Origin of the sequence: Frigoribacterium sp. RIT-PI-h (genome assembly GCF_001297205.1) — a bacterium.
Classification (GTDB): domain Bacteria; phylum Actinomycetota; class Actinomycetes; order Actinomycetales; family Microbacteriaceae; genus Frigoribacterium.
In genome coordinates this window covers 95975-111626 of sequence record NZ_LHOZ01000072.1, presented here as the reverse complement: position 1 = coordinate 111626, position 15652 = coordinate 95975, and the positions used below count along the sequence as shown (strand labels likewise).

General features: G+C 65.1%; 16 protein-coding genes. 6 read left to right on the top strand and 10 right to left on the bottom strand.

From position 1 onward, the window contains the following. The first annotated feature begins 30 nt into the window (after positions 1 to 30). Genes AEQ27_RS09850 through AEQ27_RS09835 form a run of 4 tightly spaced genes read left to right on the top strand, consistent with a single transcriptional unit; the run spans position 31 to position 3156 of the window. Positions 31 to 534, top strand: a complete 504-nt coding sequence (locus tag AEQ27_RS09850; protein ID WP_054146486.1) for a hypothetical protein — start codon at positions 31 to 33, stop codon at positions 532 to 534. Beyond that, complete coding sequence (locus tag AEQ27_RS09845; protein WP_054146485.1) at positions 531 to 1043, top strand: hypothetical protein; 513 nt, start codon at positions 531 to 533, stop codon at positions 1041 to 1043. Before AEQ27_RS09850 ends, AEQ27_RS09845 begins: the two co-directional genes overlap by 4 nt. Further along, positions 1040 to 2707: a type IV secretory system conjugative DNA transfer family protein gene (locus AEQ27_RS09840; protein ID WP_054146484.1), complete on the top strand. Its 1668-nt coding sequence runs from the start codon at positions 1040 to 1042 to the stop codon at positions 2705 to 2707. Before AEQ27_RS09845 ends, AEQ27_RS09840 begins: the two co-directional genes overlap by 4 nt. Next, positions 2704 to 3156: a DUF4913 domain-containing protein gene (locus AEQ27_RS09835; protein ID WP_054146483.1), complete on the top strand. Its 453-nt coding sequence runs from the start codon at positions 2704 to 2706 to the stop codon at positions 3154 to 3156. The genes AEQ27_RS09840 and AEQ27_RS09835 overlap by 4 nt, the downstream gene beginning before the upstream one ends. A 69-nt stretch (positions 3157 to 3225) precedes the next feature. Here the strand turns inward: AEQ27_RS09835 and AEQ27_RS17270 are convergent, their stop codons facing one another. Together AEQ27_RS17270 and mobF are read right to left on the bottom strand one after the other, a co-directional pair. After that, on the bottom strand, positions 3226 to 4029 hold the full coding sequence (locus AEQ27_RS17270) for a hypothetical protein (protein ID WP_152970297.1): 804 nt from the start codon (positions 4027 to 4029) through the stop codon (positions 3226 to 3228). A 71-nt stretch (positions 4030 to 4100) separates the two neighbouring features. Further along, positions 4101 to 8234, bottom strand: a complete 4134-nt coding sequence (gene mobF / locus AEQ27_RS09825) for a MobF family relaxase (protein WP_161805528.1) — start codon at positions 8232 to 8234, stop codon at positions 4101 to 4103. Positions 8235 to 8358: 124 nt separating this feature from the next. On the opposite strand from mobF, the gene AEQ27_RS09820 reads away from it, so the two are divergent. Continuing rightward, entirely contained in the window at positions 8359 to 8778 is a 420-nt protein-coding gene (locus AEQ27_RS09820) for a hypothetical protein (RefSeq protein WP_054146480.1), read from the top strand. Positions 8779 to 8814: 36 nt separating this feature from the next. Here AEQ27_RS09820 and AEQ27_RS09815 read toward each other — a convergent pair whose 3' ends face one another. The 4 genes from AEQ27_RS09815 to AEQ27_RS09800 form a co-directional block, all read right to left on the bottom strand. Then, the gene (locus AEQ27_RS09815) at positions 8815 to 10011 is read right to left on the bottom strand and encodes an ATP-binding protein (protein ID WP_054146479.1); all 1197 of its coding nucleotides are present in this window, start codon (positions 10009 to 10011) and stop codon (positions 8815 to 8817) included. Between the two features lie 834 nt (positions 10012 to 10845). Beyond that, positions 10846 to 11715 (bottom strand): toll/interleukin-1 receptor domain-containing protein, encoded by an 870-nt coding sequence (locus AEQ27_RS16615; RefSeq protein ID WP_161805527.1) that lies wholly within the window; start codon positions 11713 to 11715, stop codon positions 10846 to 10848. Positions 11716 to 12487: 772 nt separating this feature from the next. Then, positions 12488 to 13225: an RES family NAD+ phosphorylase gene (locus AEQ27_RS09805; RefSeq protein ID WP_082383412.1), complete on the bottom strand. Its 738-nt coding sequence runs from the start codon at positions 13223 to 13225 to the stop codon at positions 12488 to 12490. Then, positions 13222 to 13596 carry a hypothetical protein gene (locus AEQ27_RS09800; RefSeq protein ID WP_054146476.1) on the bottom strand — a complete coding sequence of 125 codons (375 nt, stop codon included), beginning with the start codon at positions 13594 to 13596 and terminating at the stop codon, positions 13222 to 13224. Before AEQ27_RS09800 ends, AEQ27_RS09805 begins: the two co-directional genes overlap by 4 nt. A gap of 161 nt (positions 13597 to 13757) precedes the next feature. Here AEQ27_RS09800 and AEQ27_RS09795 point away from each other — a divergent pair, with 161 nt between their 5' ends. Then, positions 13758 to 14384: a GntR family transcriptional regulator gene (locus AEQ27_RS09795; RefSeq protein WP_369813625.1), complete on the top strand. Its 627-nt coding sequence runs from the start codon at positions 13758 to 13760 to the stop codon at positions 14382 to 14384. Here AEQ27_RS09795 and AEQ27_RS09790 read toward each other — a convergent pair. From AEQ27_RS09790 to AEQ27_RS09780, 4 genes are all read right to left on the bottom strand, one after another. Beyond that, positions 14361 to 14834: a hypothetical protein gene (locus tag AEQ27_RS09790; protein ID WP_054146474.1), complete on the bottom strand. Its 474-nt coding sequence runs from the start codon at positions 14832 to 14834 to the stop codon at positions 14361 to 14363. The genes AEQ27_RS09795 and AEQ27_RS09790 overlap by 24 nt on opposite strands. 101 nt (positions 14835 to 14935) lie before the next feature. After that, positions 14936 to 15046 (bottom strand): type II toxin-antitoxin system HicA family toxin, encoded by a 111-nt coding sequence (locus tag AEQ27_RS18765; protein WP_369813623.1) that lies wholly within the window; start codon positions 15044 to 15046, stop codon positions 14936 to 14938. Between the two features lie 43 nt (positions 15047 to 15089). Next, complete coding sequence (locus AEQ27_RS09785; RefSeq protein WP_054146473.1) at positions 15090 to 15353, bottom strand: hypothetical protein; 264 nt, start codon at positions 15351 to 15353, stop codon at positions 15090 to 15092. 3 nt (positions 15354 to 15356) lie between these two features. Further along, positions 15357 to 15617: a glutaredoxin domain-containing protein gene (locus AEQ27_RS09780; RefSeq protein WP_054146472.1), complete on the bottom strand. Its 261-nt coding sequence runs from the start codon at positions 15615 to 15617 to the stop codon at positions 15357 to 15359. Between the last annotated feature and the right edge of the window lie 35 nt (positions 15618 to 15652).

Sequence of the window (15652 nt, the reverse complement as noted above, 5' to 3'; positions counted from 1 at the left end):
CCTACCGACTCACCACCGAAGGAGAACACCATGGCTATCAAGACCACCTGGCCCGTCACCTACACCTGCGGGCACACCGAGAACCGCGACCTGTCCGACAAGCCCGCCGGTAAGCGGGCCGCGTCGGCGAAGTGGTACGGCGAACACCTCGTGTGCGGCCGCTGCTTCAAGAAAGACGGCGGCTCTGGCGAGAGCGAGAAGGAGCGCGACGAACGTCACGCGGCCGAGGCTGAGGAGCTGCGCGCCGAAGCAGAGCGAGACGGGCTGCCGGTCGACCTGGTCGGCACCGACAAGCAGGTCCCGTGGGCGCTGCGCGTCCGAGCAGAGCTGATCCGGGGTTCGTACGAGGCCCTCGTCGAAACGGAGCAGATGAGCGAGGCTGAGTTCCAGGTGCAGGTCCTCGAGGCGGCACGCCCCCTCGACCGGGCCCGTTGGTGGATCGACAACCGCGAGCAGGATGCTGCAGACCTTCCCGAGCTGCTGGCCGACCCTGGCGTCCTCGACGACGGCGCATCGACGGAGAACGTCGCATGACCACCGAGGTGGTCTGCCGATCGAGGTACGTCTACGAGGGCCGCCTCTGGCGGTGCCGCATGCCGGTGGCCGTGAAGGGGCAGACCTGCCAGGCTGCGTTCCACATCACCGACATGCCTCTGCTCGACGATGACGTGGCGAACGTTCTGACGTGGGAGGACTTCGATCAGGTGCCTCTCGACCTGGTCGACGTCGTCGAGCAGGCCGAGGCCGCCGCGCCGAGCTTCGACTGGCAGCTCTACCTCGGCCGAGACCCGATCACGAGATCTCGCGTGGTCGAGGTCATCGGGACGTCACAGGCACCGCGGGCAGACGTCGACGCAGCGGCACAGGCGGCGTTCCCCGGCGCCCGGTTCTCGACGTCGTTCGTTGACGAGGGCTACGCGATCGTCTTCGGCGACGCCGACCTCCCCACGGGCGAGCACTACGGGGTGCAGCTCACAAGCGAGGTCCCCGGCCACACCGGCCGCCCCTGGGACACCACCAACACCGAGGACGTGCACGCATGAGCGAGATGAGAGCCAAAGTCTTGACCGGCGTGCTGCTGGCGATGATTCTCGGAGCGGTGTACCTAGCTGTCCACGTAGGGGCGGCATTCACTCCGACGGGCCACGAGTACTCGTGGAACATCTTCCGGCTGGGCGGCGACATGGTCATGCGCGGCACCCCGTGGCCGTCGGCCGCGACGCCGGCAGCCATCGTGGGCGTCATCCTCGTGCTGGCGCTGTTCACGGTCCTGCTTGCGTGGCGAGCACGACGAGCAGCGAGAAAGCGTGGGGCCGTCTCTAACGAGCACCTGGCCTCCAAGGCGGAGGTGCGGAGCTTCCTCGAGAAAGCTCGGCGTGCAGAGACCCGGCGGCTGCATCCGTCCTTGGCTGTGGCATCGTTCGGCCTCGCGGTCGGAGTTGTCCTGGGTTCGCGGAAGTGGCTCTACCAGGGGTGGGAGGACACCGGCGTTTACGTGTTCGGCAACCGGCAGGGCAAGACGAGCGCTGTCGTCGTGCGCCACATGGCCGGCGCCCCCGGCGCCCTCGTGCTCACCTCGACCAAACCCGACGGGGTGCGTGAAGCGTTGGCGCTCCGCTCGCATCTGGGGTCGGTGTACCTGTTCGATCCGAACGGCATTCACCGCGACGCCGACGCCGCGCCCGATTTCGTCTTCAACCCCCTCGACGCGGTGACGTCGTACCAGTCCGCGCAAGAGCTTGCGGGGATCTTCGAGGCCTCGACGAAGACCGGTGAGGAGCGAGGCGGGGATGCGCAGTTCGACTCCTCGGGCCGGAACCTGCTGGCGTGTGCGTTGCTCGCCGCGGCGAACGACGATCTGCCGCTGTCGACGGTGTGGCAGTGGCTCTCGGACCAGGACGGCGACGAGATCGCGAACCGTCTGACGTCCACGGGCCTTGTCGGGCCCGCAGCGGTCGTGACGGGCATCCTCGCCACCCACGAGCGCACCCGGACCTCCACGTTCGCCACGGCTCACCGGATGGCGTCAGCGCTGGCGTATGACGAGTTGCTCGCGTGGACGGACACGGCCGGGAACGAGGGCGTGCGCCGCTTCGATCCGGCGGCGTTCGTGGGAAGCACGGACACGCTGGTGCTGCTGGCCGCTCAGGAGACGGGCTCCGCGGGCGCGATCCTGACTGCGCTGGTGCGGGCGGTGTTCAAGGCGGCCGAGAAAGAGGCGAACCGCAACGGCGGCCGTCTGAGCGTGCCGCTGGTGATGGAGCTGGACGAGTGCGCGAACATCGTCCGCTGGCCCGAGTTGCCGTCGCTGTACTCGGTCGCGGGATCTCGGGGGATCATCATCAGCTCCTACTTCCAGAACCGGTCGCAGGCGCTCGAGGCGTTCGGCAAGAACGGGTGGGACACGATGTGGTCAAACGCCCGCATCGCCGTCCTCGGGCCCGGGGTGAAAGACGACGACTTCCTCAAGTCGCTGTCGAACCTGGCCGGTGAGCACGACGAGGTCACTCACGGGTCATCGACTGGCCGCGATGGCCAGCTCTCCATGTCGACCAACACCCGCCGGCAGTCGAGCCTCACGGCCGCGCAGCTCGCAGCGTTGCCGAAGTGGCACATGGTGCTCTTCCCCGCGAACGGTCGTCCCGTGATGATGAAGGCCAAGCCCTGGTTTAAAGACAAAGCGCTGAAGGCGCAGGTGGTCAAGTGACCGACGACGAGAGTCGGGAGATGGTTGTGACTGAGGATCAGGCAGACAGCGACTACGACGCTCTCGCCGCAGCGGACGTCGAAGAGGAGCAGTGCCCGATTGCCCCGTGGCAGGTGACGTTCGCCGAGTGGGTGCGGGAACATTTCGCGATCGTGGAGTTCTTCACCGCCGACGCGAAAATTAAGTGGTGCCCGACCTGGTGGGAGCACCCCGAGGCAGTCGCTCGACTCAAGGCTCTGTGGGCGTCCTACGTCGTGCTTGAGTACGAAGAGGACGCCGCCGCGACGTCGAACTGGTGGCTGCACCACTGGGACGCGCACCGGGCAATCTTGTTCCACGACAAGGGGCCGTTCCGTAACTGCGACGTTGAGCACGGCCACCTCTGGACTGCTAGCGACAAGCGCGTGTCGCCGGTGCCGGAGATTCCACCGGAGAGCTGGCAGGGGTAGCAGAGCAGAGGAAGAAGCCCACGAATACGTGTGCCTGTCCCCTCGGTTGGGGGCGCACAGACGTTACTTCTACCTCTTCCGTACCGCGGTGTTGATGTTGCCCAATTCTTTGCCGATACCCTTCATCTCCCGACCCACGACCTCAATGTCTCTGCCAATGCGGTCGAGAGGATCGATGGGTACTTCCCTTCGCTTCTCGATATCGAGGTCGAGAACGAAGGTTTCCCGGAATGGCTCGGTCGAGGCGGTCCCCAGGTACTCGGCGGTGACGGTCCATTGCCTTAGTACCCCGGTTTCGTCGTCGAACAGGTCGGGGACCTGACCGAGGTACCAGACGTAATCTTTCCCCGCTGCCAAGATCGGAAAGCGCACGTTTCCATCAAAGAATCCATTGAGCTCAGCAAAGTGGCTCGGCATCATTCCAGCCCTGAAGAATTTTTCTAGGGACGTGAAGGCGGGAGTCACGCTGAGACGTACGTCGTTCGCGGGGCCTGCTCCAGCATTCCGAAGCGAAACGAATGCGGCGCCGTGCGCTGCGGAACCACGGATGCGGGATGCCTGTCGCACGATTTCCAACGACACCTGCACGCGAGGTCGGATGGCTTCGAGGTTGACGAGCCGGGCAAGATCGTTGGATTTTGCTAACTCTCTGTTAGATCTATCGACCTGCCTGATTTGGTACCAGGCGAAGGCAACGGCTCCGACAGCGAATGCGCCGAAAAAGGCCGACCACTCCTCGGGCCGCGGCATGCTTTCCCAGCGCCACCATGCACCCCAGATGACGGCGCTCGCGTAGAACAGGCCAAACGCAAGCACCAGTACAGCGAGGACGGCGAGGCCCCTCAACCAGCCTGGGCTTTCTTTGTGAGTCACCCCGCGACCTTAGCTGTCCGTTCGCATAGGGCTAAAGCCCTATGGCGCGCACGAAATCAACGAACCTAGGGTCAGCGCTCTCGACCTCGGTCCCTGTCCCGTTCACGCTGTTGGGCGGTGCGACGTTGGGCCTCCTGCTGCTGGCGTTGCTTCACCGCGACGTCGCTGCGGTCCTCGCTACCGGGCTGGGTGCGCTTGGTACCGATCAGCCCGGCCTGGCGAAGCTGTTCCCGCGCGGCAGCCTTCCGTGCGTCCTGCGTCGTCGTGGCAGTGGTCGCCGTGACGGCGTCGCGCGCCTTCTGCGCTGTCGCGGCCGCGGCGGCGGCGGCACGCTGACGATCGGCGTCGGTCGCGCCCGGTTGGGTGCTGAGCTGGGTCGACTTGTGCAGCGCCGTCACCCGCTGGGCGAGATCCGCACCAATTGCCTGCTCCCGATACTGTTTCGGGATGGCGGTGGGCTCGGCGGTGTGGACACCGTACCGCTGCCGGAACACGTCGATCTCGGCCGCGAGCCGGGTCCACTGCTCCCGCTTGACCGGCTCTGCCGGCACCTGGCCGAGCTGGCCCGTCCACTCGGGTTGCTCGGCGGCGAGGGCCGCGCCGCGTTCCTCGAGGCGGGTGTGGAGGTAGTCGTAGCGCTCGGCCATGTGCTTTCTCCACGCAGGGTCGGTGTGGGGGCTGTCGATCGCGCGCCGGTCGGCAATCCAGGACGGCACCGCCGGCTGCTCGGTCTGTCGGTCGTACGGCAGCGCGTCGACGTGCTCGGTGGTGTTCTTCATGAGGCGAGCCGAGAGCACTGCGGGGCGGTCCTCGGCGCCCTCCATGTCGCGCTCCGTCCAGGACTGGTAGAGCATGTCGGCTGGGTCGAGGCCCTGCGCCTCGGCGTGCCGGAGGGCGCCTTCAACTGCGCCCCAGCTCTCGTGTTCACGGAGGGCCTCGGCGGTGTCGTGCCCGAGGGCCTGGTCGGCGACCTTCTCGAACCGGAGGGTGTCGGCGCGATCGGCGACGTCGGCGTACTGGTCGACGAGGGTTACGAGGTCATCGACGCGGGCCTGCTCGGCGCGGATTGTCTCGGTGGCGGACAGCATCCCGTCGGCGTTGCCGGCGATCTGCTCGAGGACGTCACGGACAGGCTGCGCCTCGGCCGTTTCGACGTAGAGGTGGTTCGCCTCGCGGCCGCGGGTGAGACCGACGTAGGCCAGCTCCCGCGAGGTCGCCGCGTCTGCGAGGACGTGCGCGGTGTCGGCTGTCATGCCCTGTGCGCGGTGGATGGTCGAGGCGTAGCCCAGTTCGACATGCCGTTTGACGTAGCTTGCCGGGAGCGTGATGCGGCCGCCGCTGATGGTGTGCTCGACCGAGAGGGAACCGTCCTGGTGCGCCTCGCGGACGGTCCACAGGTCGCCGTTCTTCACGCGGTCTCTTCCACCGCTGATTTTCAGCTCTGAGTTGTTCGACCGGGTCACCACGACGTCGCCTCGGTAGGCCGAGAGGCCGCCCCTGACGGCGACGGTCTCGCGGCCCTTCACGACGCCCTCAGACATGCGGAGCGCCTGCGCGCGGGTGTTGAGCTCGGTGACGGTGGTGTTCGTCTGGGCGAGCATCACGGAGTGTTTGCCGGCTTCGGTGTCGGCCTGCCAGGCGGTGAAGACGTCGCCGGTCATCCGGTCGACGTCGCCGCCCCTGACGCGGCCGTGGTCCATGTACCAGGCGAACGGGTCACCTGTCTGGGCCGGGTCGCGGAGGAGCTTGGTGGCGTCGGCTTCGGAACGGTCCACGAACCGGTGGAGCTGGTCGAGCTTGACGCTGCCGACTTCGTGCTCGAGGAGGCGGAGGGCGCCGCCGGCCTCGACGGCGGAGAGCTGCCTGTCGTCTCCGATGAGGCGGACGTGCGCTCCGTGAAGCTCAGCGATGCGGGTCACCTTGGCAAGATTCATCGTCCCGGCCATGCCTGCCTCGTCGACCACGATCACGTCGCCGGGAGAGAGGTCGATGCCGTCGACGGGGCCCTCGTGTGCGAGCAGCTCAGTGAGGGTGCCGGTGCCGTGCGTGAAGGAGTGGATGGTCTTGGCGTCGACGTCGAGGGCGTCGGCCATGACGGCCGCTGCGGTAGCGGACGGGGCAAGGCCAATGAGTTTGCCGCCCTCGGCCTCGACGGCGCGTGCGGCGACACGGAGGGCGGTGGTCTTGCCGGCACCCGCGGGCCCGGTGCCAACGACCAGGCGTGCGCTGGACGTTGCGAACTCGCCCGCGAGGGCGTGCTGGCCCTGGTCGAGAGGGTGGGTGCTGGTGGCGTTTTCCTCGGCCGCGATCCGGTCGAATGTCTCCCGGCCGACGGGACGAACGGTGCGGTCACGGGCAGCGTCCAGCAGTGTGTCTTCGGCGACGAGGACGCTGCGGGAGGTGAGGAGCTGGCGGCCCTTGTGTTCATAGATGCTGCTGCCGTCCGCTCTCGTGAGGGGCTGGAACGCCCCATGCGGAGACGGGGGCGTAACGGTCACCGAGTCGGTATCGAGGGCGTGCCGGGTGATCTCGTCGACGCTGCCGTCGACGCTGACACCGGCGGCCCGCTGTGCCTGGACGTACCGACGCGCCTCTGCCTCGATGGTGTGCGGACCCCAGACCGCGTGGTGCTCGGACACGGTCTCCACGACGGCCTGTGCAGCCTCAGAAACACCCACGGTCAAAGGTGTCGCGGTGGGGGCAGCAACCGGCTGTGCCGCCTCTCTGGCGTTGCTGAGGACGTCCGCGACGACACGGTCGCCAACGACAGCGCTCGCCTGCGCCTGCCATCCCGCACGCAGTTCCTTCAGGGACCGTGCGTGAGCCTTGGCAGGACGGGTGTCAAGGGTCGCCTGCTGGGCGAGGCGGACGCGGGCCTTCATGTCGGGGGCGCGCCCGTGGTCCTGGCGGTACTCGCGTTCGAGCTGCTTCATCGACGCTTTGATGTCCGCCGAACGGGACGAGAACCCCGCTGTCAGGCGGTCATCGACGCCCGCGATCTCGACCACGGGACGCTTCCCGGGGGTGACCTCGCGCAGCTCCGTAGTCAGGCCGAGAGCGTCGGTGACGAGGTCCATGACACGGGAGTTGTAGAACTCGGACGCGGCCACACCCTGGCGGTGCAGGAGCTTCGAGTCGATGGTGCGCCACTTGCCGTCGGAGCCTTTGACCTTGTTCGCCACGACCAGGTGATCGTGGAGCTGCGGGTCGCCGGAGCGGGAGTCGTAGTGCCGGAACCGAGTCGCGATGAGGCCGCCTTCGACGTCGAGCTGCGCGACGCCGTTGGTCCCTGCGCGGGTGGCGATGGCCTCGGCTTCGAGGTACTTCACGGTGTCTTCGATTGCCGCCTCGTGGGCCTGCTCGATGGTCTTCCGGGTGTCGTTATCGCCGAGCCCCCAGAGCGTCGAGACGGTCTTGGCCGGGGAGAACACGAGGTCAAAACCGGCGACGGCCTGCTGCGTCGGACGGAACGCAGCGGTAATGAACCGGCCCAACTCTTCCTTGTCGGCGGGGGCACGGCCCTTGGCGGTGCGGAACGCCTGCGCGCCCTCGCGGACCCGAATCGCGCGGCGCTCGTTGGCGTTCGGCTCGCGGTGCTCCGTGCGCTCGAACCGGGCATAGCCCTCGTCGATGGCACCCCGAAGCCCCTGCCCGCCCTGGTCGTAGGAGCTGTACCGGCGACCGAGCTTCGACGCCGCCAGGGCGTCCTCGGCGCTCTCGCCGGCGTCCTGCGCTGCGGCGACCCGGGCGTCCGCGTCGGGGTGCAGGCCTTCACCGAAGAGGGCTCGCATCTGATGCTCGGAGACGGTGCCACTGACCCCAAGGGCGGTGAGCCCGGACCCCACCCAGACACCAGGAGGGTTGCCGTCTGCGGTGTAGTAATCGCCCAGCTCACGGCCCGAGTCACGCTTAGCGTCACCGGTGGCCGTCTCCGACGTGTAGTACGCATAACCGTCTCCCGCGGAGAGCATATGCATGGTCATCACAGGGGTCACTCTACCTCGATGATTTGGAATGCCAGAGGTGTGACGATCTAATGACCGCAGGACTGAGGAGATCGAGTGAGGAACGAGCGATGAGCGACGCTGGACGTAGGGAAAGAAGGTTGGCCAGGAGCGCAGCGAGTGCGGCTGTGGTTTGAGACCGGAGAAGCACGCGAGAGGGACGAGGAACGAGGACCGGAAGCGTGCGCGGTCGAAAAGCAACAGCCGAGCCGGCCCCGGGGCTCCAGCCCGGGGGAGTGGCATGACCAGCACTCACCCCGCCTCGCCTCATCGCCCGATGGGCGCGCATGCATAATGGACTCATCGTTCTACTGGAAGGCACCACATGGCTGAACCGCGAAAGTCTGCCAAGCAGACCGACGCCCGTCGTCGGGCACGCGAAAAGGCGGCGCAGTTCCGTGAGCTGCAAGACACGCTCGAGCAGCTCGCGACGGACTACTTTGTTGCAGTCGACTCGGTCGACGAGACGAACGAGGAAACCGAGCTTGAGATCGCGAAGATCCGTAAACGAGCAGAGCAGCAGACGCAGAAGGCGCGCGACGTGGCCGACCAGGTTATTGTCCGCATGGTCGCCACTGGCGCGAGTCCAGCTGAGGTCGCGGCGCGCCTTGGCATCAGCTCGCGTGAGGTGAAGAAGGCCACGAAGGGCACACCGGCACCAGTCCCGGCTGATGCGCCGCACGCCCTCCCCGTCGGCGACGAGCGTGGCGAGGAGACTGGCGATTCACCGAGGGAACACGAATGACTCCACCGGAAAAACGAGATTGAGGAAGGACTGGGCCTAGTCGGCTGCTCCGCTGACGTCGAGATCGTCGTGGTGGCGATCGATGTAGGCAGCCATGCCAGGCACCGTGTAGGCGATCTGTCCATGTTCGGGTGCGTAAACGAGGCCCTTGCTAATGAGTGCAGCTCGGTACGGACCGAGGCTGCTGGGCTGGAGGGTCATGCGGTGGGCCACTTCTGCGGTGGGAGAGGGGCCCTCCCCATCGACTGCCATCGCAAAGAGCATTCGTCGCTCAGATTTCGTGGCTCGCTCCCATCGGGAGCGAAAAAAGCCGGCGTCGAGACGATCGGTCCCATAGGAGACGGCGGCTGCCGCATCAGCCGCAGTGATTGTCCGCTCGGGCGCGAGGTCCCACGCTGTTTGCCCGAACTCTTGAATGAAGTAGGGGTAGCCGCCCGTTGCATCGAGAAGCTGCTCGAGCGCGTCTGGCTCGTATTCGGCGCCAAGGCGTTCTGCAGGCTCGCGGAGGGCGTAGGCGGCATCGTCGCGGGCGAGCTTGCCGATGGGTCGGTAGTTGAAGAGTCGCTCCGCGTAGGAACGGGTCTCGGTCAGCACGCGAGGCAGGTTGGGTAAGCCGGCAGCAACAATGTAGAAGGGCCAGTCGCGCTGGTTGGCGGCGTGTTGGGCAGCGATCAGGGCGCCCATGGTCTCCGCGTCGAGGTCTTGCATCTCGTCAACGAAGAGGGCGAAACCGCGGCGCTTTTCGCCAAGGGCAGTGGCGACGTCCTCAACAAGCTCGAGCAGGTCGACCTCGACGTCCCCAGAGTCGGCACGTCCCGTGCTGATGTCGACGCCGAGCTCAATACTGGTCGCCCCAATTTTGGCGTTAAATGACGAGATGGTGCCGAGTGCATCTTTCATTCGACCCGTGAGCGAGGTCCGGGTGAGCTTTCGTGCGGCCACCACTAGCTCGCGCGCGAGGGCACGCCGAACTGTCTTGGCGCCCTCTTCATCCCGCCGTGCCTCAAGGCGAACAGTGAGCCAGCCATCGGCTTCAGCTCGGCGATGCATTTCGTTGAGGAGAACGGTCTTGCCGACTCCTCGAAGGCCCGTGAGGACGATGCCGCGATCACCAAGGCCGTAGCCGACGCGGGCACTCAACGTGTCGAAAGCTTCGAGTTCCTTTTGGCGACCCACAAGTTCCGGTGGCCTCCGGCCAGAGCCGGGACTGTAGGGGTTTTGCTCGGGCAACATATTGTCAACGATAGGTGACGATTAGGAATTGTCAATCGGCGCTTAGATGTTGCTACTAGTGGTTTCTCCTGGGCTACGCATCAAAGGGGCGCCGCGCTCAGGGTTGGATCAGCACTTCGGATTCATTTGCAGGGGGCAACCCGCCCGCCCACCGCCCCAGAACAGGAATGGTCACCAAGCATGATGCAACTCTTTTAGCCGCCAGCCGCCAGCCGCGAAGGAACAGGCCGCGGCCAACACTTGCGGACCAGCCATGTCAAGGTCTTTGTCTCGGAGCTGCCGAGCGGGGGATGCGCCCTGGGCGTGCACACCGCCGACAGCACAGAGCTAAACTTCGGCACCCGGATGACGGGGCATTCAAGTCAGCTGTAGACCAGCACAAAGCTACCAGCACAAAGCTCAGTAGCGTTACATTGTGACGTCTCAAGTAGCGAGGGCAGCAGCCGTAGGGCTTGCTGTCCTCGCTGCTTTATTCACAGCTGGCTGCGGCCCCGCGCCGCAAAAACAAGGCTCAGCCACCCTTACTGCTCAACTCCAGGACGGCAGCCCTCTCGAAGGGTGCGATGCCCAACTCTCTGGGCAAAGTCCGGTCACTGAGCAGGGCCGACTCACGAACTCGTCTGGCCAGGTGCACCTGAGCGCTAACCCTGGCTCCTACTCAGTCACTATTCGCTGTGCGGCCGGCAGCGCCACGAGCGAATTCGAGATCGTCGAAGGCGGCGAGCCGATCAGCCTTGTCTTGACCATCTGATCCTGGAGTCAGATCTCACACCTAGCACATGACCGATAATGTTGATTATGTCAAGTACTGCTCGAGTGAGACCAACCTGACACTCACTCTCCGTCGATTTCGCCCACAGGCAGTTCTGCAGGATGCACCAGCTTGGCAATCTCATCCGCAATTTCGGCGACTGTAAAAAGGGCGGTGCTGAGGGCCTTTAGGCCGGCGACGGTGGGGAGACTCTGTTGGACGTCGTCTCTGGTGACCTTGTGCCAAACAGGCAAGAGGAAGCCGCCCATTTCGGTCTCACCCAGTTGTCGTCCGTAGAGTGCATCCAATTCCGCCTTTGTCCACTTCTTCGCGATGAAGTGTGGCGAGATGACCACGAGACCAAACTGAGCACCGGCGATGCCGGCATCGATCGACTGACGAATCGACTTTCCCCAGCCAATGTCCAACTCGTCAAGCCACGTCGACACCCCCCGCTCGCTGAGCAGCGCTTGTAAAGGTCGTACGAACTCCTCCTTGTCCTCAGAGGCGTGCGAGATGAAAACGTGGCGGGAGTTATTGGCTCCGATAGTTGTCGGCGGACGGAGAGAGGCGACAGAGGATGGCGAGCCTGGTGTGAACTGGTTCTCCCTCTTGTCAACCACAGACGTCAGACGACTCAGGGCCTGAGATTGCTCTCTCTCGACGGCCGTCGTGTACTTGCGTTGAGCCGCGAACAGCTTGACCTCCGCGGCTGCGACCTTCTTTTCCAAAACACCACGGGCCGTTTCAGCGTCCGTAGCCTTCTTCTCCTCACGAACCGCTTCAGCACCCTTCGAGCGAACAGTCGAAGCGTTTTGTGATTTGTCAGCAGCAGCGCGCGCCTTGCCCGCTTTCCCGCGGGCGGCGCCGATCTTGGTTGATTCTCGGGCCGCCAAACCCCTAAGACGGGTGATCTCATCTTGATGTCGCTTTACTTCGCTCGAGCTAGCCACGAGACGTCCTTCATTTTTTAGACCCAAAGTTCGAACCAGGAAGGAGAAGCCCCCGAATTCTCCATTCGGGGGCTTCTCTGGGAAATCTTTAGCCGAGGTTGAAGCCTCGGCCACAGCCGGAGCAACTTACGAGCCCGCTCCTATAGGCGGTGACCCGGTGCTGGTGCCGGCAGTGCGGGCAGGTGATGGTGAAGGACGGCTGGGTCACACGAACGGTGACGCGACGTCGGACAGTGATGCGTGGGCTCACGGTGGACAGTCCAGTTCCGCAAACGCTTAACGCCAAGGAAGGAGCTGCTGTCAATCTTGACCACGACTACCCATCCCGGCTTAGGATCATGGGCGATTCTTCTCTAGGGAATCCATGACCCCTGTTCGAGCGCTGACCCATGGTCGGACGTTCCGATCAGGGGTCGTTTTGCTGTTGGGAACATCCTAGCGCCGACGACCGTCATTTTCGGCCTTCTAACGAGTTATCCACAGGCCACCACCTGGAATGTGCGCCAAGGACATGTTTGGGAGCCAGATGCCCCCCTGGGGCCCGCACAGTGCCATTTCTGGGTCCGGGCGAGATGTGGGACAGGCTCCTGAACATGAATCCAATATGGCGGCGCCGCCGAAGTGACTGCAGGCGGGCTGGTGTCTAAGCCATGACGGGCGGTCAACTTGCCTTTTGCCCTCAATCCCCCGTGATCAGTCAGACCTCACGCCAGCCCAGCTAGGCAGCTGGGCTGGAGATCACCGTGCAGGTTCGACCCGGCGGAGTTCGGGCTCAGTCTCCGTCGGGCGTGAGCCCGAGCGTCCGCATGGCATGTGCCACGGCTTGATCGCTCTCGGAGACGTTCGTCGTCTGGATCTCGCTCAGTAGCTTGCTGGTGGAGGTGTCATCGGGTTGCTCAAAGACGGTCCAGAGCTCCTGGTCGGCGCCGAAACGCGAGAGGAATCGGATGCCGCCGAAGAAGGGAACGTCGTCGTCGGTGGTCATTCGGTACACCCGGGCGCTGATGGCTTGAGTCAGTGGGCGCACATGGGCATTTTGGAGCGCGGATCCGTCGAAGTCCGCCAGACCGTGCTCCGTGATGGCGACGTGGGCGAATTCGCCCCAGAGGCCGGCGACGGTCTCGGTGTGGGCGATGTCGAGGTAGCTCCCGGCTAGAGACGCCCGCGTGAGCAACCGCGCGGCGAACCACTCAGCCGGAACCGTGCCGGCCTGCTGCGTGGGATAAAGAGCCTGGTCAGCTTCGTCCGTGTCGATCTCCGTCATGGCGGCCACGAGAGAGGGGTCCGGTCGGAAACGGGCGAGGACCTCGAGGAGGGCGCCTTGGGGTTCGGTGGCGGCGTAGGTCGTTCGGTAGGTGTGCGGGTCGGGTGAGTCCCAGCGACCGGGGAAGGTACCAGTGTCCGCTGAGGCGTATCGCCAGGGCGCCCAGTCCCAGGGGTCCGGCCGGCGCCCCACACGCCACACCGGCGACGGCGTGGACGTGTGGTGCAGGTGATTCGGGTCGATCATCCGTTCGCGGCGAAGCTCTGCGCAGCGGCCAGGACTTTCGCGTCATCGCCGTCGGTCTCGCGAATGAAGCGTGCAGGTGCGACGTCGTCGAGTTGCGGGTTCATGCCCTGGAACCAGGCCTGCACCACCCGAGGAGCGTCCTGATCGAGCAGCAAAGCTGCCACCCTGTAAGCGAGGCGGAGCCGTTGCTCCTGCTTGGGCTGCGGGCGCCGACCATCATCCTCTGCCCACTGGCGGACCGCGCGGGTCTCTTTGACGCCGGCAATGTAGGCCACGAGCTGCGCCCCGAGCACGTCGCGCAGCGCCCCCACGAGTTCGGGCATGTCCGTCCGAACGGATGCGGTGTACGCCTTGAGTTCGATCGTTGCCATGCCCCAACCCTAGTCCGAGGACACCCGCAATCCCACCCCAAATCACAGAATCCCGACGACCTGACGCCCTCCATTGCGCACCCTCAGTCTCTCTTGGTCATTGGCCGACGAGCTGCTGGCCAAATCACGGCCTCGTCCCCCCACCTCGAAACAACAACTGAATGCTCTGGTATACCAGACGCACTATGTGCAAGGATAGGTGTATGCCGATTCCTACAGCCACGACTGAAGCAGGCCCCCGCCGTCTCCTACGCGATGTCGTCTTCGAGAAAATGCTTGCCGCGATCGTCGACGGCACCCTCGAGCCGGGCGAGCGGTTGAACGATGAGCAGTTGGTGAAGTGGTTGGGGGTGTCTCGCACCCCGGTGCGGGAAGCGATCGCGCAGCTCCACACTTACGGCCTGGTCGAGATCGAAGCGAACCGCTTCACTCGCGTCTCTGTCCGAGATGACGTCGTCTACGCCGAGGCCGCGCAGTTCCTCGCCGGCCTTCACACCCTCGCCCGGGAATGGGGCACCAGCAACCTCGACGCCGCCACCCGGAAGACCCTGTCGAAGTCGATCGCCACAGCGCGAAAGCAGCTCAAGGCCCACGACCTCGAAGGCCCGGGCACGTTGCTCGACGTCCAGGGCGAGCTTGCGAAGGCCTCGGGGAATGCTTTGTTCGTGGAGACGGAGGAGCCGTTGCGGATCCGGGTGAACTTCCTCCGCCCGCGAGAGGCCGACTCTTATGACTGGGATGCCTTGGTGGCTGTGGCGGATGAGCTAGCGGACACTATCAAGAGCTGACAGCTCAGCCTGCACGCCGGGGGTGAGGTCTTTGGCGGCGAGTTGCTGTGCGCGTTGGTGGCTGATTTTGAACGCCGCGGCGACGGCATCTTGGGTGTAGCCCTGCTCGCGGAGTTGGTGCACGGCGCGGCGGCGAAGCGCGGCGGCGCGCTGCACGGCGGCGCGGGCTTCGGCCTCGGCGACCACCCCGTCGTCCCACATCTGGCGCACTTCGTCGGGCACCTCCACGGTGACCTGGACGTCGATCTCGTCGGGGTCGACGTCGAGCCAGACGGCGGCGAGGTCGCGTGCCTCGCTCGCAATGCTCTTAACGGTGACAGCGCCGCCGACGGCGACGATGGTCGAGCCGTTGGGGCCTGGCTGGGTGAGTTCGGGGATCTCGATGGTCCACCACTTCCCCGTGTCGCGGTAGGCGCGGGCGTGGAGGACTCGGGGGGTCGTGTTCGCCATGTCAGTTCCATTCCTTCGGGGTGTCGGGGAAGATCTGTTGCAGCTGCCGGACGACACCAGGTGAGACCTCGCCGCGATGCTGGACGAGTGGAAACGTCTGGTTAGTGTCCTCCGGCCCCCCACATCTCGTGACTGCCGCGCTGGCGCTTGAACACCCATCCGCGCTTCGCCAGGAAGCGAGTGACGTCCCGGTACTTCTGCGCCTTCGTCATAACTATATCCTAGTCCCCCCTAGTGTGTCATAGCAACCCCGGGCTAGTATTTTCTGCCGGGTTTCTGTCGACGGTCAAAGGCTGCTTGGTAGAGGCGGTCGGCCTCGTGATTGAGGTCCGCGACCTGGCGCTCGTTCTCGGCGCGCTGCAGGTCGTACCCGGTCATGAACCCCGCGTCGTAGATCCGCTGTTCCGCCGGCGTCAGCTCCCAGGGGTGCACGTCGTCGGTCGGGTCGTCGAAGAGTGCCGGCGCGTCCTGATCGGTCGGAGGAGGCACCTCCTCCTCGGCCCACCCGTAGGAGTCCACGACCTACTCCCCCACCGTTTCGTCGTCGCCGCCACCGCCGGCGATCACTCGCATGATGTTGTCGAGCCGGAGCCCTGACCAGTGGTCATGCTCGGACACCACAACGACGGGAGCGCTGAGATAACCCAGGTCCTCCTTGATGTACACGAGGGCATCAGGGTTCTCGGTGACGTCGACGATGTTCACGGCCAGCCCCGCGTCCTGGAACTTCTCGATGGTCTTGTCGCACTGGAAGCACTGCGGCTTCTTGTAGACGGTAATCACGGCGATCGGGCCCCCTCGGCTGCTTGTTTTGATAG